Source organism: Sphingomonas koreensis (assembly GCF_002797435.1).
GTDB classification, from domain to species: Bacteria; Pseudomonadota; Alphaproteobacteria; order Sphingomonadales; family Sphingomonadaceae; genus Sphingomonas; species Sphingomonas koreensis.
The window spans coordinates 378,799-398,411 of sequence record NZ_PGEN01000001.1 but is presented as its reverse complement, the minus strand read 5'-3'; the positions used below and the strand labels follow the sequence as shown (position 1 = coordinate 398,411).

The following is a 19,613-nucleotide window of genomic DNA, read 5'->3' as shown; positions in this document are numbered from 1 at the left end:
TGGAGATTAGGATCGCTTGGCAACTATCCGAAATTTATACTCAATTTATTTGTCGAATATATTCCGGTGATGTCCGGCATCAGTGTATTCCGTAAAGCGCCCGCACGATTGCCGGCACATGTTTCGCGCATTGCCGGTGATAGGCGGCAATACGCCCGCCGACCGTGTGGGCATCGCCCTCGCTCAGGACGGCGGCCAGTGCGGCCAGCTCGCCTGCGGGGTCGGGCAACAGCCGGCTCTCGGCGTGGCGCGCCGGTGTCAGCCGGTCACTCGCTGACTCGATATGACGAGCAAGCTCGATATTGCCCGATCGACCGGCGATCGTGGCGAACAGGGCACGGATTCCGCCGACATAGTCGTCGAACGCGAAATCCGGTGGTGGCGGTTCGGCGTTTTGCCGACGGCGCAGGGCGAGCCGCAGCAGATCGGCATTCCATGCGAGCAGATCGCGCAGTCCAGGCTCGGTCACGAAAGGAAGCTGAAAGCCTTCGGCGGGGCGCATCTCCACGATATGCTCGCCGGCGAGCCGATGGAGCGCATCGCGAACCGGGGTCACGCTGCTGCCGACCAGCTCGGCGAATGCCGCGGGTTCGAGCCGCGTGCCGGGAAGGATCTCGCCTGACAGCAGCCGTGCCTTGATCGCGTCGTAAATGCGCTCGGAGGTGACGCCGGCATTCATCTGCGCCGCCGCTGGTCGGCGACATAGGCTTCGACCAATATTTGCTGATCGGGCCGGAGGGCATCCACGGCGCCGATCCGGTCAGGGATATCGTCCCGGAGCAGGATCGAGGGGCATTGCCCCTCGAAATTGCCCAGATTGGGTCGATGCTGAGAATAACCGACCAAGGCCGCCAGCTCGGCATCGAACTGCCGGGCGATGGCCGGCGGGTAGGCGAGCCATTGATTTTCGTACGGTTTGAGCCAACCGAGGCAATAGCTGACGATCATGCCGCGGCGGATATCGGCGCTCTCGTTGCCCCCTGCACCGTGCAGCGTCGAGCCGAGAAAGAGCAGCGCAGACCCCGTCTCCATCTCCGCGACGACGGGCGGACCCGCAGGCGGGGTACCGAGCGCCGCCGCGCCGTGGGAGCGCGGCCAGATCAGCGTCGCGCCATTGTCGCCTCGATAGTCGGTCAAGGGCCACATCACATTGACCAGATATTCGGTTTCGCCCACCGCGCCGCGCCACATATCCTGATCGCGATGCGGAAGCTGGGGCAGGGCGCCGGGATGGAGCGCGATCGCCTGGGTGAGGTTGAGCTGGATCGTGTCGCACCACCGCCCCAATATCTCCCTGACGATGCCAAGGATGAGCGGATGCCGGACGAACTGTTCGGCGAACGCCGACCGCGAGAGCAGGCGCCCGAACCGCTTGGTGCGCGATCCGTAGAATCCGCCATGGCAGAAAGGCGTCTCGGCGAACGCCGCCCGCAGATCGCGGTCGATGCGTCGCGCCAGATGCGGAGATACCGCATCGGGAATGATGCAATAGCCCTCCTGCGCGAGCTGTGCGGACCAGCCAGCCGCCGCTTCGGCTGCTTGCGAAAGAGCGTCACAGGGCATGGTGCGGTTCCCGCTTTTCGGCCGGCGCACGGCCGATGCCGGCTTGCGCCAGCAATGCCGGCGTATCCTGATCGATGGTGATCGCGAGCGCACCCAGCATCCGCCCGTCGAACCGCTGCGGGAGGCCGAGCGGATGGCATCGCCAGCCGAAGGCGAGGATCTGCTGCATCCAGGCCAGCTCGGCAACGCCGGTGTAGAGGCGGATCCCCTGCGCCAGTCCGAACTCGGCGATGGCGGCGACCAGCCGGTCGCGGGCGAAGCGCCGGGTCGCGGCATCGATATGGCGATCGAGGCAGAAACGGGTCACCTCGTAGATGTGCGGGCCGCGGGGGACCGCGCCATCGCAGAGCGACGCGTAGAGATCGGCGAGGATGTGCGGCCTTGTCGTGGGCAGCAGCCGGGCCGAGGCGAGATGCGCGCCGGTCATGTCCGTCACGACCAGATAGGCGGCATGCTCGTCGTCGAACTGGTCGATCTCATATTCGCCGCCGAGAACAGGCACGTCCCAGCGCAACAGATCGATGAAGACCTGCTTTCGTGCCGCGAACATCGCGCGCAGCACATCGTCTTCCTTCACGGGACAACCGGGTTCGACCAGGTGCAGCATCTCGCAAGCTCCCATCTTGCATATGGGCAAGAGGGTCGCGGCGGCCAGGCGATCGCGCCATTCCCAGAAATGGGCATATCAACGCCGGAAAATGTCGGCGAAGCAGATTATTCCATCGAACAGGGCACGGATCAGCAAGGATGTCTGCTTCTCGACCCCGTATCTGTCGCGCGCCTGCTTGAGATGGCGCACCACCGTCTCTTCGCGGATTCCGAGGATGCACGCGCTTTCCCAGGCCGTGTCGCCGCGCGCCGACCGGATGAGGCAGTCGCGCTGGGAATCGGTGAGTCGGGGCCGCGGTCCGGGTGGCTTCGCGCCGACGAGCCACATCCGCCGCGAGGCTTCGAAAGCCGCGATTCCGACGGGTTGCGCCCATCGCACCGTCCGGCTTGGTCAGGCAACGCCATGTCTATGCGCCCTTTGCCGGGGCTCAGGTCAGGCCCGGGGACGCGCTGATTGTCGCCGCCCGTGCCTCGGCCCGATTGGCGCGACCCGGCACCCTATCGGCGGCTCCGCGGCATCGACCGCGCGGGCCTGCTGTGGGAGTGGCTGCGGCGGGATCCCGCCTATATCGCCTGGTACACCTCCGCCAGTAGAGCGACGCGCGATCGCGGCGGCAAGGCCGATCCGCTGATCTGGGGCTTGTATTTTCGCCGAGGACCCCGCCCACGCCTCTCCCGAAGCCTGCCTGATCTGGGACGCCAGCATCGATCGGAACATTCTGCGCATGAGCGCGCTGCCGGCCGGGCCGGGCGATATCGATCCGTTCGATCCGAGCTGTTTCGATCGCTGGCTCACCGTCGTGACCGGTGACGAAGGCCGCGAACATGCGGTGCTCTCGGACGGCTATCGTCGCATCCGGATCGACATCGAGGCGGGAAGCCTGATCGCAGGTCATCCGGTGTTGCTTCGGTACCGGCTTACCGGGGCTATCGGCCGATCCACCGAAGACCGGCTCCTGCCGGTTCGAAGGCTCGCGGGCCTGTTCCGGACAGGCCGATTCCTTCCCGCGCTATTTCCCGTCGAGCGTCGCGTCGAACGGCTGATCGAAATTCTCAGGGTTCATGATGCATTGAGTGCGGGCGCGTCGCAGCGCGATATCGCCGTCGCGCTGTTCGGGCCGGATCGGATTTCTTCCGGCTGGCGCACCGTGTCCGACTCGCTTCGTTCGCGGGTTCGAAGATTGGCCCGCGAAGCTCGCCGCCTCGCTGGGGGTGGCTATCGCGCATTGCTCGGCGGAAATCGCGAAAACAGCAATTGAACGCGGATCGCGGAAAGGATCGCGCGATGCCCGGAGACCGGCGAGATTCGATCCAGGCACACGCGATGCACGATCGTTCAAGTCAATTATTCCGATATCGAAACGAGTGGTTGGCCGAAGGGGGTGAGGTCGTGAACCCGTAAACGTGCCCCGCTGTGCGTGCGATAACGGGCGGCAAGTCGCTGACGTCCGCGCCTCGCGCGTGATCGCGCGATCGCGTTCTATGGCGCGCACCGAAGGTGCGCGGCCACCGAGCCCCGCGTCGCGGGTCTCGTCCATTCGGTAACGACCGCTGGCGCTCGCTGTGGACGCCGCGCCAGGGCACGGCGGCGTTTTCTGTAGCCTCTCCCGGATGCGCGGGAGTGGGCGGCGCGCCCGTCTGGGCTCGCGCGCGGACGTCGCAAGCCGGCCCTTCGACTTCGCTTGGGACCGGCTCCTCCACTGCGTTCCGGCCCTGCGCCACCCCGTCGCGCCGGCGCGACGGGGACCCCGGCTTGGGTGCGGCGCCCGCTTGGTGCGCGAGCCCTGCGGTCGCTCGTCGCCGCCCACCCCCGCTTTCCGGGGAGGCCATGCGGTTTTTGGGATGGCGAGGAGACAAGCGATGACGATCACCAGCAAGCGCGGTGCCAGGCCCGACTGTCACGGCACCAAGTCGGCAGCGGCGACCGGGGCCGACCGCGCCAGCCTTTATGACGAAGTGACCCGGCGCATCATCGCCGAACTGGAGGAAGGGCGTTTCCCATGGGTCAGACCATGGGGACGAACCGGCGGCAGAGGCCCCGGCATCCCGCGCAATGCGCTCACCGCGCGGCCCTATTCGGGCGTGAACATCCTCATTCTCTGGGGGGCTGTCATCGAGCAGGGCTGGCCCTCGCAAAGCTGGCTGACCTTCCGGCAGGCGCTTGAAGCGGGCGGCAACGTCCGCAAGGGCGCGCATGGCGTCACCGTCTTCTATGCCGACCGGTTCACGCCGCAGGGCGAGAAGCAGCGCGGGGCGGAGGCGGGCGAGAGGGAGCGCGAAATGGGATCGCTGCGGGGGAGCGATCCTAGCGCTCCGCGCACCGTGCCGTTCCTCAAGCGTTTCACCGTCTTCAACGTCGCGCAATGCGAGGGCTTGCGCGAAGGGCTTGCCGCCGATCCCGCGCCGCTGCCCGAACGCGAGATCGTGCCGGTCGCCGAAGCCGTGATTGCGGCATCGGGTGTCGATTTCCGCATCGGTGGCAACGAGGCCTTCTATGCGCCTGCGCAGGATTTCGTGCAGGTGCCGCCGCAGCCCGCTTTCTTCGAGCAGATCAACTATTACCGCACCGCGCTCCACGAGCTGACCCATGCCACCGGCCATGCGTCGCGGCTCGACCGCAAGTTGATGAACGGCCTTGGCGGCAAGGACTACGCCCGCGAGGAGCTGGTCGCCGAGATGGGCAGCGCGTTCCTGTGCGCCGCGCTCGGCATCGCTCCGACCGTGCGCCATGCCGATTATCTGGCGTCGTGGCTTGACGTACTGCGCGGCGACAGCCGTGCGATCTTCCGCGCCGCGAGTCAGGCGAGCAAGGCCGCCGACTGGCTATTGGCCCGTCACGCCTGCCCCGAGCATAGCCGGGCGGCCGACGCCAGCGCGCGGAGGGCAACAACGCCCAAGGTTCCAGCGATGCGCAGCATCGTCGGAATGGCGGAGGAGGGGGCATGATCCTGCTGCCCCCCGAACTGCACGTCGCGTTGCGTGCCAACGACATCGCCCGTCACGCCGCGCTGCGCGACGGACGCCGCGAACCCGATCCGCTGCCGCTGGTCAAATTCTTCAACCCCCTTGGCGCGGCGACATGGCTCGCGACCGAACTCGACGCGGATGGCGACACGCTGTTCGGTCTCGCCGATCTCGGCTTCGGCTGTCCCGAACTCGGGGCGTTCTCGCTCCGTGAAATCGCCAGCGTGCGCCTGCCGTTCGGCCTCGCAATCGAGCGGGACGCGCATTTCGTGCCGATGCGCCCGCTCTCGGTCTGGGCCGATACCGCGCGGCGCATGGGATCGATCATCGGTGCCGAAGCAGAGCTTCGCCGCATGACCGCACGCCACACGGGCGACGAACTTCCGCTGCCTCCCGAAGACGAAGGGGGCGGATGACGCGCGGCGCGTTTCGCCGCAATTCGAAAGCCGGTCCGCCACTCCAGCAAGACCAACGGACCGGCACCTTTTGGAAAGGTGACTGCCATGAAACTCGACTTCATCGACCTTGGCAAGCTGTCCGTCAGCAAGGCCAATATGCGCTATACGAAGAAAGCGCCGGACGTGACCGACATCCTGCCGACCGTGCGCAAACGCGGCGTCATCGTGCCGGTTCTGGTGCGCCCCGATCCGGTTCCGGACGGCACCGGGGACGGGGCTTCCGACAGCTTCGAGATCGTCGCGGGAGCACGGCGCTTCCATGCCGCGTCCATCGTCGCCGCCGAGCGGCGCGAAGCGGGCGAGGAGGCCGAACCCATGCCCTGCGCGATCCTCGACGAAGGCGATGATGCCGACGCCATCGAGGCCTCGCTCATAGAAAATATCGCGCGGCTCGACCCCGACGAGGTCAACCAATGGGAAAGCTTCGCCCGGCTGGTGAAGCAAGGCCGCAGCGCCGCCGAGATCGGCGACACGTTCGGGCTTCCCGACCTTACCGTGCGCCGCATTCTCGCGCTCGGCAATCTGCTGCCGCGCATCCGTGCGATGTATGCCCGGGAGCAGATCGACCGCGCGACCGTCCGCCATTTGACGCTCGCGACCAAGCGCCAGCAACACGCATGGCTCGCGCTCGCCGACGATCCCGACAGCGATCGCCCGACCGGCCATCAGCTCAAGGCGTGGCTGTTCGGCGGCCAGTCGATCGCCGCGCGCCATGCGCTGTTCGACGTCGCGGCGAGCGGACTTGCCACCGTCGCCGACCTGTTCGGCGAGGATGCCTATTTCGCCGATGTCGATGGTTTCTGGACCGCGCAGAACGCCGCCATCGCCGAGCGCGCCGGGGCGGCGCGCGAAGCGGGCTGGGCCGACGCCGTGATCGTCCCGCCGGGCGAGCATTTCTCGGTCTGGGAGTATGAGAAGACCGCCAAGCGCAAGGGCGGGCGCGTCTATTTCGACGTGCGGTCGTCGGGCGAGGTCGTCGTCCATGAGGGCTATCTCACCCGCCGCGAGGCGCGGCGCTCCGCCGAAGGCGGCGACAGGCCCGGCAATGCGACGAAGCCCGTCCGGCCCGAGGCGACATCGGCGCTGCAGGACTATGTCGCGCTGCATCGCCATGCCGCCGTGCGCGCCGCGCTGGTCGGCCATAACGGTCTCGCGCTCCGGCTGATGGTCGCGCACGCCATCGCCGGGTCGCCGCTGTGGCGCGTCGATATCGAGCCGCAGAAGTCGCGCAACGACGCGGTGCGCGAAAGCGTCGAGAATGCCCCCGGCGAAGCCCGGTTCGACGAACAGCGCCGCGCGGTCCTGACCCTGCTCGGCTTCGACCCCGAGACGCCGACCGTCACCGGCGGCGACGATGGCGCGGTTGCGCTGTTCCTCCGCCTTGTCGACCTGCCCGACACGGCAGTGATGGACATCCTGACCATCGTCATCGGCGAGACGCTGTTCGCGAACAGCGTGCTGGTCGATGCGGTCGGCACCGAACTCGGGATCGACATGGCGGTGTGGTGGCAGGCCGACGACGCCCTGTTCGGGCTGATCCGCGACAAGGAGGTGATGCGAGCGATCCTTGCCGAGGTCGCGGGCGAGACGGTCGCCGCCGCCAATGCGGGCGAGAAGACCAGGGTGATGGCGAAGATCGTCCGCGATCATCTCGACGGCAATGAGGGCCGCACGCGGGTCGGCAACTGGGTGCCGCGCTGGCTGGCCTTCCCGCCGACCCACTATACCGCGCGCGGCGGCGTGGCGTCGGTCGCGGCCCATGAAGAGGTCGAGCGGGCGCGTGCCGGGGCATCTAACCCGCCGCCTGATGCGCCCGCGCCCGCGATGGCGGAACCGCTGCCGCTCGCGGCCTGATCCCTTGCCGGGCGGGTGGCAGCACCGCCCGCCCGGTTTTCCTGTCCGCCGCGCGCCCGTTACAGGGGCGGGGAGGGGGCAAAATCGGCCGCGCGCCCTCGCGCCTTGCAGGCGCTCGGGCGCGCGGATTTTTTTGCGGGAAGCGGTGGCGGCGGCGTTCCGGTACCCGAGGTTCAGAACGGGATGATCCCGGCCCTCCAGGCGGCGATCACCGCGTCGCGATCGACGAAATCCCGGCCCTGCTCGATGCTCCATTCCGGAAAGCTCAGGAACAGCTGGTGCGCGCGCACGCCGATGATCGGCTTATGTTGCCCGAACTGGTGCGCGGTCAGGTCATATGGCAGTCGCCTACCTTCACCCAGAAATGATGCTCATGCTTCCTGGGCTTGGTCCCCTTGATGATCTCGACCATGTCGAGGTCTATTTCTCCTCGATCGGACAGGTGAGGATGAGCGAGACGCTCTCGCAGCAATTGTGCGGATAGAGGCCGCTAAACGGATAGTCGAAAAGCGCTTCGGTCCTGTTCCGTGATCACCGATGATTCGTACATTTGCCGTGTGCTTTGGCAACGAATTTCTCACGCGCATTCATTGCCGTTGAAGATCGGGGTTCCCTGGTTAGGTGCTGTGATCCGGTCATGGACGAGGCCCCCTGGATGAGGCCTGGCTGCAATTCGGCCCATGTCTCGTAGAGCGATGACGCGAGTTGAGCGACGCCTGAAATGTCGGCCTCATGCGCGCCCTCCAGCTCATAGGCATACCGGACTTTCACGAAGAGTTTGGAATAGGCTGGTAGATCGCCGAGAAGGTCCTGACCATGATGGCGTAGCCGGTAACGCTCCGCAACCTTGGCCTGTGTCTCGTCCTCCAGCCTGCCGTAAATCTTACCGAGGTCGTGGCCTCCAGCGCGGGGATCTTTACCTTCGATTGCGAGCAGCCCCTTGAGGTAGATTTCGACGACGAATGCGAGAAGGACAAGGCTCGGTTGGAAGAGGAAACCATGCCCGTCCCGCAGCTCAAGGCAGCGCAGCGCGCACTCATGATATTCTCGCCCATGCCTGAACATCTGGTCTGTCTTGGGCACAGGACCGCGCTCGCGCACGATGCCTTCCATCCATGCCCGTACCTCGTCAGGTATCCCCTCGGGACCAGTGCTCATTTCATCCCCGTCATGAACTGAGAGTGATAAGGTGTCGTGAAGCTGGGCGATAGGCAAGATCGCCTAGCGAATTTTACGTCGGGGTTCTACACCAGCCGCTTCACCTTCCTCGACGGCGCGCCCTTTTTCGACGGAAATCTGAACCGCGCAGATTCTCCGCTGGTAGCGGGGGCAGAGATCCGTTTTGTTTCAGGTCGTTGCTTTCGGAGCGGCTCCGCCGGGGCAATAGCCGCACGATCACACGTCCGCCGAGGACCTTCGTGTCCAGAAGTTCGAATGCTATGTCCGGGTAGCCGAAGATCTTCTCGGAGCCGGTCATCAGGCTCCTCGTGATTGACCAAACAGCCGCTCCTCTATAGAGGCAATCGCTTCCGGAAGTAAGGTTTTCGTGAGTTGTGAGCGGGCATCGCGTCCCGCGCTTCGAATGTAGCCTCCGAGCGGTGCGGGCGGCTGAAGCAAAGGCCGGTAAAAGCGGCTGGATAGGCCTCGATCCCCCATCCCGGAAAACGCGCTTTCGAAGGAGTTGAAGTTTTGGCTCAAGATCCGCTCAGCATCACATTTGCCGCGCTCGCCGATCCCACGCGGCGGGCTATCCTCGCTCGCCTTGTCGCGGGGGAGGCATCAGTAGCGGAACTGGCGGAGCCGTTCGACATGACGCCACGCGCCGTGTCGAACCATATCTCGGTTCTGGAAGCGGCGGGCTTGGTGACGAAAGGCCGGGATGCGCAGCGTCGCCCCAGCCGAATCCGATTGGAGCCGCTCGCGCAGGTCGACGGGTGGCTGGAGACGTATCGCCAGCTTTGGAGCAACCGCTTCGATCACCTTGAGCGGCGTCTTGCTGAGCAACGGAAAGCCGGCTCCCGCAACCGCGACGAGTGAGGCCTGCCCGCATCGGCGCCAGTGAAGCACAACACCGGATCGCGACGGGCGACTTCAATGCCTTTAGGAAGGCATTGCTTCCGGAATTGATTGATTCTATATAAAGACCGACGCGGTTCTTCACAAGGGGTGGTCGATGCCGCCCGCTCAACACCTGATTTGGTCCTTCGGCAGCATCGATCGCTGGCTGAGGAGCCAGCGTCAGTTTTGGAGCGAGTGGTTCCACCACCTCGATGAAGTGTCGGCTGATCTCATGAAGGAGAACGATGTTGACCTTGGCTCGCGATACCGATGTCGCCGATTCCAGGATCTCGATCGAGCGCGTGTTCGACGCGCCCCGGGCTCTGGTGTTCGCCAACTGGACCAACGCCGAGGATGTCGCGGCGTGGTTCGCTCCGGACGGCTTCTCGGTGCTTCGCTGCGATCTCGCTGCGAAGCCTGGCGGGCAGTGGGCGGTGACGTTCCGCTCGGAAGCCGGCGATGTCCACGAGGAGTTCGGCGAGTTCCTCGATGTGCGCGAGCCCGATCGGCTCGAATTCACGCTCACCCAGCGTAGCAATGGCAAGAGCGGTCCGAAGACCACGGTGACCGTCGCTTTCGCGGACAAGGGCGGCAAGACGCACATGGCGTTCCAACAGAGCGGCTACAGCTCGAAGGATATGCGCGACGGCAACGCCGAAGGCTGGGCCGAGTGCTTCCGCAAGCTGGAAGCCCACCTCGCCTAAACCCATAGGAAAAGGAGATACCTCGATGGCTAATGCCGAAGAAGAAGTGCGCAAGGAGTTTGAGGAGTGGCTCGCCGCAGCGGCCAAGAAGGACCTCGACGCCGTCATGACCAAGATCGACGATGATATCGTCTCATACGAGCACGACGCCCCCTTGGAATATCATGGCGCGGCTGCCGTTCGCGAAGTTTGCCGACGCGGGTTCGAGGCGATGGCCGGCGAGTTCAGTTGGGACATTCCTGATCTCCAGATCATCGTTCGGGACGACATCGCCGTGACATGGGGCCTGAACCGGATGCGGGCGAAGCAACCGGGTCAGGACGTGTTCGAGAGCTGGTCTCGTGGCACGCGCATTTTCCGGCGCAAAGCGGAGGGCTGGAAGCTGATCCACCAGCACGTCTCCTATCCCTACGATCCGGAATCCGGCGAGGCGAAGCTCCAGCTTCGCCCGTAGGTCGCTCGCCCGCCGAAGCAGGGGGCGCCGGCCTCCTCAATCCGGCGGAGCACTACGGCAAATCCGTCGATCAATCCGGTGGTGCGGGCACCGAATTTTGAGGGCGCGCTTATACATAACGAAGAATCTCGCCTGGCTTCGCTATCGGTCCCGCGTCGGGCACCAGCGTGGTCGCTCCGCACCGCGGGGCCACCAGCGCGCGGCGCCGCTCGCGACCAGCGCCTTCGCCGCGTCCCGCCCACCGATCTTCAAATGCGCCACCGTCCGGTCGTAGCTGCGGCCGACGCGGATCACGGTCACACGGCGGCCTTCGAGCAATGCCCTGGCCTGCGCGCTGGCCTGCTTGCCCAGCGCGATTTCGGCCTTGCATTTGGCGTTGTCGGCCCGGGTTTCGGGCGCGTCGATCCCCGCGATGCGGATGCGCTCGCCGCTCGCCAGCCGGACCGTATCGCCATCGATCACATAGGCGACGACCCCCTCTCGCGGCGGCGCGGCCGCCCTGGTGGAGGCGAGGGGGACGAGCACCGTGAGGCCCAGCACCGTCATTCCGCCGATCGCCGCGCGCACCCGGTTGACTTGTCGTTTGGCTCCGCAACTCATCCCGGTCGCCTAGCGAGCTGTGAGCCCCGCGCCAATCGCAAGGATGGCGAATGGCGACCGAACGGCGCGGGCATTGGCCCATCGCCTTTGGCCGCCTTGGGCGACATTGCGGGCAGGCTTACCTGCCCCCGGCGCTTCGTGCCGAACCGTCGCGGCTCATGGGCGCATGACCTGGACCGGCATCCGGCTGCGCGAAACCATCGCGGACGAACCTATTTCCCCGCCCGTGTGCCACGGGCTCCTCGCGGTCGCTGCGCTGCAAATAGCTTCGCCGCTCCGATCCTCCGCTGACGCTGCGGCCCCTGCGGGGTTCGTGCATCCGTCTTCTGCCGGCCCTTCGGTCGCGCCTGTCGCCCGGGCGGTTCGGGCGCGAAACCAAGGAGACGAACAATGCCCGCAATCGGTTATGTCACCCGCAACGGCGAAGGCTTCAAGGGCCAGGTCCGCACCCTCTCGATCCGTACCGATATCGAAATCGTGCCGAATAGCCGCAAGTCCAGCGACGCCCAGCCTGACTATCGGGTGGTCGCCGGCGGCGCCGAGATCGGCGCGGGATGGGTCCGGCGCAGCGAGATGTCCGGCAAGGACTATGTGTCGCTGAGCCTCGCGGCGCCCGAGTTCGGACCGCGCCGCATCTACGCCAACCTCGGCCGCGCCGCCGGCCAGGACGATGACGACGCCTTCGCCATCATCTGGAATCCGGCCGACTGAGAGTTGCCCCGCGTCTGCTCCGGCGGGCGCGGGGGACACCCTTTTCATTGTCAGCCTGTCATAAATTGCTAGGATTCAAGGCACATGAAAACCGACCTCGACCATCTTCCCGGCCGCAAGCAGCGCGACCTCCAGCGTATCGTCGAAATCCTCTTCGCCGAGTTCGAGGACGCGACCAGCCTTGCCACGCAGAAATGGAAGAAGCAGGGGCGCATCCTGAAGGTCGTCCTCTACGGATCGCACGCGCGCGGCGACTGGGTGGCCGATCCGGTCGGCGGCTATTATTCGGATTATGACATTCTCGTCGTCGTCAACGACGAGCGGCTGACCGATCCGGTGGACTATTGGTACAAGGCCGAGGACCGCTTTCTGCGTGATTATGGCGTCACCAAGAAGCTGTCGGCGCCGGTCGGGCTGATCGTCCACAGTCTGACCGATGTGAACCAGCAACTCTCGCGCGGTCGGCCCTTCTTCATCGATATCGTGCGCGACGGGATCGTGCTGTACGAGCTCGGCACGCAGGCGTTCGACACGCCGAAGCCGCTAGCGCCGGAAGAAGCCCGCGCGGAAGCAGAGCAATATTTCGACAAGTGGTTCACCAGCGCAAGCGGCGCCCTGAAGGGAGCCAAGTTTTATATTGCGGAAGGCGACAACAGCTGGGCCGCTTTCCTGCTCCATCAAGCCACCGAGCATTTCTATCACACCGTGCTGCACGTGCTGACGCTCTACAGCCCGAAATCGCACAAGATCAATTTCCTGCGCGACAAGTCCGAGGACATCGCCCGCGACCTGATCCCGGTCTGGCCGCGCGACAGCAAATTCGTTCGCCGCTGTTTCGAACTGCTCCAGCAGGCCTATGTCAACGCGCGCTATTCGCCGCACTACAAGATCACCGGCCCCGAGCTCGAATGGCTCGTCGAGCGCGTCGAACTGCTCCAGGCCGAGGTGAAGGCGATTGCCGAAAGGCGGTTGTCGGGAGACTAGAGGCCGGTCGTGACTGATGTGCGGTTGTCCACGGGCCTTCGCTGGTCATAGACCCGTTGCTGTCGCGACATTCTCTCGCGCATATAGGACAGCCAGACGGAGAAGATCCTGTATATGCTCGCCTTGTTGTTGCTGCAGGTTTCGACTGCACAGGAGACGCCGCCAGTCATCAGACCAGCACCTGACCCCTGGCCCACCCATGAATATGCTTGTCAGCTTGTTCAGAACGAAGCGAAGCGGATCGCCCGGCGAGAGCCTAAGGCTGGTGAGCGCTTCAGTGACTTGAGTCAGATCGTTGATTGTGACGCACGCACGGTCACTCGCATGGCTACACTTAACATCAAGTCGGTGAAGCTTGCGCAGTCGGCTCAGCTAACAGCAGACAAGCTCCCTTGCGTGAGCCCCGCCTACCAAATCATGTACGAACGGGACGGCTGGTCCTTTAGGGTAGAGCTGCGTGGCTCAGACCAGCTCGTAGCCACAGCGTCAGCAAGTGCCAAATGTACCCCCCTCAATATGTGGGGCTATCAAAGCCCTAAGTGACCTTCCGCGATTGGGTCGATGACTACCGGTTGAGGCCAGGCGGATCAATTCGAACTGCGTTGTTGGAAGCCCACGCGGCATGAGTTTCGCCGCTGTGGGCTCAGGCAAATAGCTCGGGCTGGACGGGCGCTGCCAACACAGCACGGGCCTCGATCGCTGCACCGACCGCCTGGCGATAATGGACCGTGCCGTATCTTTCGGCTTCCTCGAAACCGACTGGCACCCATTCATCGCCCGGATAACAGGCGTCATAGATCGCGCGCGCAGCGTCGCGCAGCCGCACATCGTGCTGCAATTTCCGTCTCCATCGATGTCGAATCGCCAACCTGAGCAGGGGCGGGCATCTGTAGAACATAAATAGAACATTGAGGCAAGCCGGCAGGGGGGTCGAATTCGCCATAGGGCGTTTTCGACCCTCCCGGCCCAGGTCGGTTCGGGTGATCGGTCGCGCACCACGCGGCGCTGTGGAGCGCCGCACATCAAGGTGCTTCGCCATGACCGAACCTTCCGATAATGCCGCCGATATCCGCGCCGCGCGTGCGCGTGGCGGGTCACCCTTTCTGAGCCCGGATCAGGCCGCGTTCTATCTCGGCATATCGTCCCGCACGCTCCAGGAATATCGTACTGCCGGAACTGGCCCGCGCTTTCGGCGTCACAGCCGCCATCTGCGCTATCATATCGACGACCTCGATGCCTGGTCGCAGAGCCTGGGCGAGGCGGGCGACGATGCGTAACGCCGCCATCCAGCGGATCGGTGACGCGCTTCGCGCCGCTCGGCTTCATCGCCGTCGCCGGGTTCGGCGCGTGGCCGCCTGTGCCGCGCTGATCGCCGTGCTCGGTGCGACGGCCGTCGTTCCGCCGCACCCGCGTCTGCTCTGGAATGCCAGCGCCAGCGCGCCGATCGGCCTCTGGCGCGTCACACCGGATACACCGCTTCGCCGTGGTGATATGGTGATCGCCCGGCTCGCCGAACCCTGGCGGGGCCTTGCCGCCCGGCGGCATTATCTTCCGGCCAACGTACCGCTGATCAAGCGCATCGCTGCCGAGCCGGGCGATGAAGTCTGCGCCATCGATACCGGCATTTTCGTGAACGGAAGGCGCATTGCGATCCGACGTGCGATCGATGCATCGGGTCGGCCGATGCCCCGATGGCAGGGTTGTACGGTGCTTCGCGACGGCGCGATGCTGCTGTTGATGGACGATCCGGCATCGTTCGACGGGCGTTATTTCGGGCCGACGGCGCGCGGCGACATCATCGGGAAGGCCGCGCCGTTATGGCTTCGCTGAAGCTCGCCGTCGCCGCGCTTGCGCTGTTCGCGGCGATGCCCGCCCGCGCCGATCCGGTCGCGCGATGGCGGCCTTATATTGCCGAAGCATCGGCGCGGTTCGGCATCCCGCCCGCCTGGATCGAGCGCGTCATGCGTGCCGAAAGCGGCGGACGCACCATGCATCGCGGCCGACCGACGACCAGCCGGGCGGGGGCTATGGGCCTGATGCAGTTGATGCCCGGCACCTGGGCGGAGATGCGTCGACGGCTCGGTCTCGGCGCCGACCCCCATCATCCGCGCGACAATATCCTCGCCGGCACGCTCTATCTCCGGCTGATGTACGACCGCTTTGGCTATCCCGGCCTGTTCGCGGCCTTTAATGCCGGACCTGCTCGCTATGCAGATCATCTTGCGACGGGACGGCGGCTTCCCGGCGAAACGCGAGCCTATCTGGCGACGGTGGCGGTGGGCGCCCAGTCGCCGCAGGAGGTGGCAGCGGTGAAGACACCGTCCCGGTCGCTGTTCTTCTCCCTCTCGGCTGCATCGCCCGAACCGCGCGCGGCGTGCTTGTTCGTGCCGATAGGAACGCGCGACGAGTAGACCTGCGGGTTCCTTGTCATGCGCAGGAACGGGCATTGGGGGAGTGAATCCGCTCAGTCATTCCAAGGATATCGGGGCGGAACGGGCCGCCTCAAGGACGACGGGGCCCCACCATTTTGCTTCGCAAAATCGTGACCCCCATCGCCGCTGGCGCGGCCGCTTCGCGGTCCTTGACCCGGCCCGCTCCACCCCGGGCGACGGCTTCATCTTTCGCAAGATGATGGAGGCCGGAATGTCGATTGAACAGCAAATCGAAGAACTGCGCGCTGAGCTCAAGGCGTGCTGCGATCGTCGTGAATCGCAACAGATCGCAACGGAATTGCAGGCGGCTCTCGAGGAACGCGAGCGGCGCAAAGCGGGGCTCGAAACGGAGATGTGATGACGAAAATCGCGCTCGAAGCCGCGCCCGACCGGCGTGGTTTCGGGCGCTTTTTTCTGATCGCGGCGAACGATTCTGATCAGCGAAATCGGCAGCGCTTTGGCTCATGTTCAGGCTGGTTGGTAGCTCGGGCGTCGGGGGAAGTGGGCGTGTAGGGGCATTTTGAGAGGGGAAAGTGGAAGGCAAGATTAAGCAATGGTGCCGGCTCTGCCAGTCAGCACCATAAGCGATTGTCTGCACATCGTTTTTCTCGAGTCTGGCGCTCGATTCTTGGCACCTCTCCCGTACGGATGGTGCTAAGCATGGTTCCAGGCGGCTTCAATCCTCGCGAAATTTGGCACCGGTTTTCTTGGGGCCCGGTGACGCTCAAGCTGGCGTTCGGATTGGATTATCGAGCGAGCCGGCCATGAATGAAGACGACGAATTCGAGCCTCGATTGGGGCGTATGCGAGCAGGCGGAAAGGGGCAGGGCAGGAAGTTCCTTCACCGCGTCCTCGCCGCGGCAAATCTCGCCCGGGCCGGCAGCGCGGCGGGAGGAAGGCGCAAGCGCTTCGACGGTAGCCGTATCGGACGCGGAGCAGGCGTCGGCCGCGTGCTCGCCAGTCGCGATGTCTATGCCGCCTTTCGCCAGCGTCGCGTCATCATCAAATCCCGCATCGTCAAACTGGCGGGCAAGGGTAGCGCGGCGGCGCGTGCCCATCTGCGCTATATCGAGCGCGACGGCACGACCCGTGTCAACGGCGGTCGGATTTCAGGCCAGCATGGCGGAGTAAAAGCAGGCCATTGAGGATGAACGCGGACTATATGCAAAGGGCCCCGATCGGGGCCCTTTGCATATTTGCCGTTTTGCGGCGGGTCAGTCGGCGGGGGTGGCCTGGTTTTGCTCCGCCCTGGCAGCGCGGCGACGGTGGGCGGATTGCTTCAGGCGGTAGCTGTCGCCGTTCATGGTCAGGATGCTGACGTGGTGAGTGAGCCTGTCGAGCAGCGCTCCGGTGAGCCGCTCGGACCCGAGGACCTGCGTCCAGTCCTCGAACGGCAGGTTGGAGGTGACGATGGTCGATCCGCGCTCGTAACGCTGTGAGAAGGTCTCGAACAACAGTTCCGCGCCCGTGGGGGAGAGCGGAACGTAGCCCAGTTCATCGACGATCAGCAGCTTCACGGCGGCAAGCTCGCGTTGCATCTTGAGCAGCCGCTTTTCGTCGCGGGCTTCCAGCAACTGGTTCACCAGCGCTGCGGCGGTGGTGAACGCGACCGTGAAGCCCTTCTGGCAGGCGGCCAGTCCCAGGGCGAGCGCGGCGTGCGTTTTGCCCGTGCCACTGTTGCCAAGCGCGATGATGTTTTCCCGGCGCAAGATGTACTCGCAGCGTGCCAGTTCCAGCACGAGCATCTTGTTGAGGCTGGGGATGGCCGTGAAGTCGAAGGTATCGAGGCTCTTCACCGCCGGGAACCGGGCAGCACGGATCCGGCGCTCGACCGTGCGGCGCTCCCGGTCGATCAGCTCCAGTTCGATGAGACGCAGCAGGTAGCGGGTGTGATCAACGCCATCGCGCGCACATTCCCGGGCCAGCTTCTCATACTCGCGCAGGACCGTGGGCAGCTTGAGCTGCTTGAGGTGATGCGCCAGCAGAACCTGCGGCGTGCCCGCCGTCGTACCGGGCGGCATCTTGTCGTCCGCCGCCCGGCTCATGCCGCCAGCTCCGGCAGGAGAGCGGCGTAGTCGGCGGCGCGCGTCGTCTTCACCTCCATCCTGGGCAGGTGCGGATAGGCGGTTAGATCGAGCCGGGCAGGCCGACGCTCGATGCGCGCAAGCGCGATCTGCTTGATCGCATCGAAGCCGATCGCACCGATATGGATCGCCTCGTTCACCGCGAAGGTGACCACCTCCATCGGGAGCGCTTCCAGAAGGCGCAGCACCTGGATGAACTCGCGCTTGCCCTTGTTGCCCATCCGCGCCTCCAGAAGATGGCGCAGATGCTGGAACACCTCGGGCAGATCCCAGCCCTGAAGTGCGGCGGCCTGGTCAAGGGCTCCAGGCTTGCTCTCGATCAGCGCCAGGTAATGCAGTGGGTTCGCCACGAACATGGCTTCGCCATAGCAGCGCGGATGGCGGGCGATCTCCTCGCCGCCGCACAAGATGACGACCTGATCGACGAAGCCCTTCACCACCACGTCCTGGAAGCCGTAGCGGGTCGGAACCGAGTAGTCGTTGGTCCGGTAGCGCACCAGCGCGGTCGAGGAGACGCGCGCAGCCCTGGTTTCACACGGCTCGAACGTCCCGACCGGCACAGGACACATTGCCGCGAGATCGGCCACGAGCCGTTCGCCGATCGTCTGGCTGTGCCGCCCAGCCCGCTCTTCCTGCCGGGCGCGGCAGCGGCGTTCCAGTTCGGCATTGAAGGCATCGTAGCTCGCCGCGTGCGGGATCGGCACCATGAAGTGCGTTCGGGCGTGCTTCACCAGCCCTTCGACTTTCCCCTTGTCGTTGCCCTTGCCGGGGCGACCGAAGCGATCCGTGAACAGGTAATGGCTGACCAGACCGGTAAACGCACGGGTGCGCTCGCGCTTACCGTCGCCGCAAATCTTCGCGACCGCGATCGTGGTATTATCGTACAGGATCGAGCGCGGCACAGCGCCGAAGAAAGCGAACGCCGACACGTGCCCGTCGAGAAACGCCTCGGTCGTCTCCGCCGGATAGGCCTTCACGAAGCAGGCGTCCGATTGTGGCAGGTCCATGCAGAAGAAATGCACCTTCTGCCGGACGCCGCCGATCACGCCCACCGCCTCGCCAAAATCCACCTGCGCGTGGCCCGGTGGATGCGCCAGCGGTACGAACGTCTCGCGGCCGCGCGCCCGGCATTGCCGGACATAATCCTTCACCACCGTGTAGCCGCCACCGTAGCCATGCTCGTCGCGCAGGCGCTCGAAAATCCGCTTGGCCGTGTGCCGCTGCTTCATCGGCGCCGTCCGGTCTTCCGCCAGGATCCGGTCGATCACCGGCAACAACGATCCCAGCTTCGGCTTCGCCACGGGCTTCGTGCGCGTGTAGCCCGGCGGCAGCGAAAACCGGCACATCTTCGAAATCGTTTCACGGCTCAGGCCGAACACTTTCGCCGCTTCCCGTTGGCTGTTCCCTTCCACGAACACAAAACGACGAACCGCTGCGTAGACCTCCACGGCAAACATCCCTGGCCGCTCCAAAAGGAGCAACCTTATCCAATGGCCGGCTTTTACACCGCCGCGCTCAGCAAATCACCGGCGCTCCAGTGGCCTGGTTTGTCACCGCCCTGCACAGCGAGATCCCCATCAAGGATCTTGAGGTCAGCGTTCGATGGTAGCGACTTGGTGTCGAGCTTCGGATTGAGGTCGACCAGATAACGGCCAGCTTCGGTCTGGATCACGGTCGCGGAATCTGCCGTGGCGCTAGACGGTGCCGTCTCGGCGACTGCATTGGCAATCGGCGCCTCGGAGCATGCGGCCAACGCGGCCAGCGCTGCCAGCGTGCTCATTCGCAAAAACCGCATAAACTTCCCCATGACCGTCAAGGATACCGAAACGGTCGATGTGCGCCGGTCCGGGAGCCTTTTAGACAGGTGCAACGATTCAAAGCAGCAAGAATAAGAGTTCAGCGCTTCTTGTCTGGTTTCTTGGTCTCGTCATCGATCGCTTTGCTCCTGTGGTCGCGGAGCGCGCGCGGCCCTGATGAAGCCCGCGGATCGGATGCCTAATCACATCATCGCGCTCGAAGCGCTCTGCTCCCCTGGGTTGTTCGATCCCCGGTCTGACCGGTTTGTCATCACCACTCAGCTGCCCATACACCATCCAGGTGCCGCTTTAGCAGGCGACGAGGATAGCTGTCACGCGGCA

At 64.9% G+C, this 19,613-nt stretch carries 25 protein-coding genes; 15 read left to right on the top strand and 10 right to left on the bottom strand.

What is annotated here, in order from left to right; translation table 11 throughout:
- Positions 1–79: 79 nt before the first annotated feature.
- From BDW16_RS02070 to BDW16_RS02055, 4 genes are all read right to left on the bottom strand, one after another.
- Positions 80–679: a GntR family transcriptional regulator gene (locus BDW16_RS02070; RefSeq protein ID WP_066577074.1), complete on the bottom strand. Its 600-nt coding sequence runs from the start codon at positions 677–679 to the stop codon at positions 80–82.
- Entirely contained in the window at positions 676–1,563 is an 888-nt protein-coding gene (locus tag BDW16_RS02065) for a phytanoyl-CoA dioxygenase family protein (protein WP_066577072.1), read from the bottom strand. Before BDW16_RS02065 ends, BDW16_RS02070 begins: the two co-directional genes overlap by 4 nt.
- On the bottom strand, positions 1,553–2,140 hold the full coding sequence (locus BDW16_RS02060) for an acyl-homoserine-lactone synthase (RefSeq protein ID WP_307694923.1): 588 nt from the start codon (positions 2,138–2,140) through the stop codon (positions 1,553–1,555). The genes BDW16_RS02065 and BDW16_RS02060 overlap by 11 nt, the downstream gene beginning before the upstream one ends.
- Before the next feature lie 108 nt (positions 2,141–2,248).
- Positions 2,249–2,500 (bottom strand): helix-turn-helix transcriptional regulator, encoded by a 252-nt coding sequence (locus BDW16_RS02055; protein ID WP_066577068.1) that lies wholly within the window; start codon positions 2,498–2,500, stop codon positions 2,249–2,251.
- Between the two features lie 138 nt (positions 2,501–2,638).
- Between BDW16_RS02055 and BDW16_RS21890 the strand changes: the two genes are divergently transcribed.
- From BDW16_RS21890 to BDW16_RS02035, 5 genes are all read left to right on the top strand, one after another.
- Entirely contained in the window at positions 2,639–2,983 is a 345-nt protein-coding gene (locus BDW16_RS21890) for a transcriptional regulator domain-containing protein (RefSeq protein ID WP_371836691.1), read from the top strand.
- On the top strand, positions 2,973–3,431 hold the full coding sequence (locus BDW16_RS02050) for a DNA -binding domain-containing protein (protein ID WP_157926316.1): 459 nt from the start codon (positions 2,973–2,975) through the stop codon (positions 3,429–3,431). The genes BDW16_RS21890 and BDW16_RS02050 overlap by 11 nt, the downstream gene beginning before the upstream one ends.
- A 601-nt stretch (positions 3,432–4,032) precedes the next feature.
- The gene (locus BDW16_RS02045) at positions 4,033–5,118 is read left to right on the top strand and encodes an ArdC family protein (RefSeq protein ID WP_083954260.1); all 1,086 of its coding nucleotides are present in this window, start codon (positions 4,033–4,035) and stop codon (positions 5,116–5,118) included.
- On the top strand, positions 5,115–5,552 hold the full coding sequence (locus BDW16_RS02040) for a DUF2958 domain-containing protein (RefSeq protein WP_066577064.1): 438 nt from the start codon (positions 5,115–5,117) through the stop codon (positions 5,550–5,552). The genes BDW16_RS02045 and BDW16_RS02040 overlap by 4 nt, the downstream gene beginning before the upstream one ends.
- 87 nt (positions 5,553–5,639) lie before the next feature.
- Positions 5,640–7,448 (top strand): ParB/RepB/Spo0J family partition protein, encoded by a 1,809-nt coding sequence (locus BDW16_RS02035; protein WP_066577062.1) that lies wholly within the window; start codon positions 5,640–5,642, stop codon positions 7,446–7,448.
- Between the two features lie 531 nt (positions 7,449–7,979).
- On the opposite strand, the gene BDW16_RS02030 is transcribed toward BDW16_RS02035, so the two are convergent.
- Positions 7,980–8,606 carry a hypothetical protein gene (locus BDW16_RS02030; RefSeq protein WP_133120931.1) on the bottom strand — a complete coding sequence of 209 codons (627 nt, stop codon included), beginning with the start codon at positions 8,604–8,606 and terminating at the stop codon, positions 7,980–7,982.
- Between the two features lie 531 nt (positions 8,607–9,137).
- Here BDW16_RS02030 and BDW16_RS02025 point away from each other — a divergent pair.
- The 3 genes from BDW16_RS02025 to BDW16_RS02015 all read left to right on the top strand — a co-directional run bounded on the left by BDW16_RS02025 (position 9,138) and on the right by BDW16_RS02015 (position 10,664).
- The gene (locus BDW16_RS02025) at positions 9,138–9,485 is read left to right on the top strand and encodes an ArsR/SmtB family transcription factor (RefSeq protein WP_066577055.1); all 348 of its coding nucleotides are present in this window, start codon (positions 9,138–9,140) and stop codon (positions 9,483–9,485) included.
- 266 nt (positions 9,486–9,751) lie between these two features.
- Complete coding sequence (locus BDW16_RS02020) at positions 9,752–10,210, top strand: SRPBCC family protein (protein WP_066577052.1); 459 nt, start codon at positions 9,752–9,754, stop codon at positions 10,208–10,210.
- Positions 10,211–10,235: 25 nt separating this feature from the next.
- Complete coding sequence (locus BDW16_RS02015) at positions 10,236–10,664, top strand: YybH family protein (protein ID WP_066577050.1); 429 nt, start codon at positions 10,236–10,238, stop codon at positions 10,662–10,664.
- Between the two features lie 141 nt (positions 10,665–10,805).
- Here the strand turns inward: BDW16_RS02015 and BDW16_RS02010 are convergent, their stop codons facing one another.
- Complete coding sequence (locus tag BDW16_RS02010; RefSeq protein ID WP_100362684.1) at positions 10,806–11,264, bottom strand: thermonuclease family protein; 459 nt, start codon at positions 11,262–11,264, stop codon at positions 10,806–10,808.
- 390 nt (positions 11,265–11,654) lie between these two features.
- Between BDW16_RS02010 and BDW16_RS02005 the strand changes: the two genes are divergently transcribed.
- Complete coding sequence (locus tag BDW16_RS02005; protein WP_066577048.1) at positions 11,655–11,975, top strand: DUF736 domain-containing protein; 321 nt, start codon at positions 11,655–11,657, stop codon at positions 11,973–11,975.
- An 84-nt stretch (positions 11,976–12,059) separates the two neighbouring features.
- The gene (locus BDW16_RS02000; RefSeq protein WP_066577046.1) at positions 12,060–12,959 is read left to right on the top strand and encodes a HEPN domain-containing protein; all 900 of its coding nucleotides are present in this window, start codon (positions 12,060–12,062) and stop codon (positions 12,957–12,959) included.
- Between the two features lie 643 nt (positions 12,960–13,602).
- Here the strand turns inward: BDW16_RS02000 and BDW16_RS01995 are convergent.
- Positions 13,603–13,797, bottom strand: coding sequence for a hypothetical protein (locus BDW16_RS01995; RefSeq protein ID WP_066577044.1), 195 nt, complete (start codon positions 13,795–13,797; stop codon positions 13,603–13,605).
- A 199-nt stretch (positions 13,798–13,996) separates the two neighbouring features.
- Here BDW16_RS01995 and BDW16_RS01990 point away from each other — a divergent pair, with 199 nt between their 5' ends.
- The 5 genes from BDW16_RS01990 to BDW16_RS01970 all read left to right on the top strand — a co-directional run bounded on the left by BDW16_RS01990 (position 13,997) and on the right by BDW16_RS01970 (position 16,536).
- The gene (locus BDW16_RS01990) at positions 13,997–14,236 is read left to right on the top strand and encodes a helix-turn-helix domain-containing protein (protein ID WP_066577041.1); all 240 of its coding nucleotides are present in this window, start codon (positions 13,997–13,999) and stop codon (positions 14,234–14,236) included.
- Entirely contained in the window at positions 14,229–14,789 is a 561-nt protein-coding gene (locus BDW16_RS01985; protein ID WP_066577038.1) for a S26 family signal peptidase, read from the top strand. Before BDW16_RS01990 ends, BDW16_RS01985 begins: the two co-directional genes overlap by 8 nt.
- A complete protein-coding gene (locus tag BDW16_RS01980) occupies positions 14,777–15,370 on the top strand; it encodes a lytic transglycosylase domain-containing protein (RefSeq protein ID WP_066577036.1) in 594 nt (197 codons plus the stop codon). The genes BDW16_RS01985 and BDW16_RS01980 overlap by 13 nt, the downstream gene beginning before the upstream one ends.
- A gap of 43 nt (positions 15,371–15,413) precedes the next feature.
- Entirely contained in the window at positions 15,414–15,749 is a 336-nt protein-coding gene (locus tag BDW16_RS01975; protein ID WP_066577033.1) for a hypothetical protein, read from the top strand.
- Between the two features lie 445 nt (positions 15,750–16,194).
- Entirely contained in the window at positions 16,195–16,536 is a 342-nt protein-coding gene (locus BDW16_RS01970) for a hypothetical protein (RefSeq protein WP_198585756.1), read from the top strand.
- Positions 16,537–16,605: 69 nt separating this feature from the next.
- Here the strand turns inward: BDW16_RS01970 and istB are convergent, their stop codons facing one another.
- From istB to BDW16_RS01955, 3 genes are read right to left on the bottom strand one after another with little or no spacing between them, the layout of a single operon-like run.
- A complete protein-coding gene (gene istB, locus BDW16_RS01965) occupies positions 16,606–17,436 on the bottom strand; it encodes an IS21-like element helper ATPase IstB (RefSeq protein WP_174532086.1) in 831 nt (276 codons plus the stop codon).
- Positions 17,433–18,932: an IS21 family transposase gene (istA, locus tag BDW16_RS01960; RefSeq protein WP_066582067.1), complete on the bottom strand. Its 1,500-nt coding sequence runs from the start codon at positions 18,930–18,932 to the stop codon at positions 17,433–17,435. Before istA ends, istB begins: the two co-directional genes overlap by 4 nt.
- Positions 18,933–18,976: 44 nt before the next feature.
- The gene (locus BDW16_RS01955; protein ID WP_100362683.1) at positions 18,977–19,255 is read right to left on the bottom strand and encodes a hypothetical protein; all 279 of its coding nucleotides are present in this window, start codon (positions 19,253–19,255) and stop codon (positions 18,977–18,979) included.
- Positions 19,256–19,613: the final 358 nt, after the last annotated feature.

Coding starts and splice junctions, on each gene's coding strand:
- BDW16_RS02070 (WP_066577074.1), bottom strand. CDS start 679: ATGAATGCCGGCGTCACCTCCGAGCGCATTTACGACGCGATCAAGGCA.
- BDW16_RS02065 (WP_066577072.1), bottom strand. CDS start 1,563: ATGCCCTGTGACGCTCTTTCGCAAGCAGCCGAAGCGGCGGCTGGCTGG.
- BDW16_RS02055 (WP_066577068.1), bottom strand. CDS start 2,500: ATGTGGCTCGTCGGCGCGAAGCCACCCGGACCGCGGCCCCGACTCACC.
- BDW16_RS02045 (WP_083954260.1), top strand. CDS start 4,033: ATGACGATCACCAGCAAGCGCGGTGCCAGGCCCGACTGTCACGGCACC.
- BDW16_RS02040 (WP_066577064.1), top strand. CDS start 5,115: ATGATCCTGCTGCCCCCCGAACTGCACGTCGCGTTGCGTGCCAACGAC.
- BDW16_RS02035 (WP_066577062.1), top strand. CDS start 5,640: ATGAAACTCGACTTCATCGACCTTGGCAAGCTGTCCGTCAGCAAGGCC.
- BDW16_RS02030 (WP_133120931.1), bottom strand. CDS start 8,606: ATGAGCACTGGTCCCGAGGGGATACCTGACGAGGTACGGGCATGGATG.
- BDW16_RS02020 (WP_066577052.1), top strand. CDS start 9,752: ATGTTGACCTTGGCTCGCGATACCGATGTCGCCGATTCCAGGATCTCG.
- BDW16_RS02015 (WP_066577050.1), top strand. CDS start 10,236: ATGGCTAATGCCGAAGAAGAAGTGCGCAAGGAGTTTGAGGAGTGGCTC.
- BDW16_RS02010 (WP_100362684.1), bottom strand. CDS start 11,264: ATGAGTTGCGGAGCCAAACGACAAGTCAACCGGGTGCGCGCGGCGATC.
- BDW16_RS02005 (WP_066577048.1), top strand. CDS start 11,655: ATGCCCGCAATCGGTTATGTCACCCGCAACGGCGAAGGCTTCAAGGGC.
- BDW16_RS02000 (WP_066577046.1), top strand. CDS start 12,060: ATGAAAACCGACCTCGACCATCTTCCCGGCCGCAAGCAGCGCGACCTC.
- BDW16_RS01990 (WP_066577041.1), top strand. CDS start 13,997: ATGACCGAACCTTCCGATAATGCCGCCGATATCCGCGCCGCGCGTGCG.
- BDW16_RS01985 (WP_066577038.1), top strand. CDS start 14,229: ATGCGTAACGCCGCCATCCAGCGGATCGGTGACGCGCTTCGCGCCGCT.
- BDW16_RS01980 (WP_066577036.1), top strand. CDS start 14,777: ATGGCTTCGCTGAAGCTCGCCGTCGCCGCGCTTGCGCTGTTCGCGGCG.
- BDW16_RS01970 (WP_198585756.1), top strand. CDS start 16,195: ATGCGAGCAGGCGGAAAGGGGCAGGGCAGGAAGTTCCTTCACCGCGTC.
- istB (WP_174532086.1), bottom strand. CDS start 17,436: ATGAGCCGGGCGGCGGACGACAAGATGCCGCCCGGTACGACGGCGGGC.
- istA (WP_066582067.1), bottom strand. CDS start 18,932: ATGTTTGCCGTGGAGGTCTACGCAGCGGTTCGTCGTTTTGTGTTCGTG.
- BDW16_RS01955 (WP_100362683.1), bottom strand. CDS start 19,255: ATGAGCACGCTGGCAGCGCTGGCCGCGTTGGCCGCATGCTCCGAGGCG.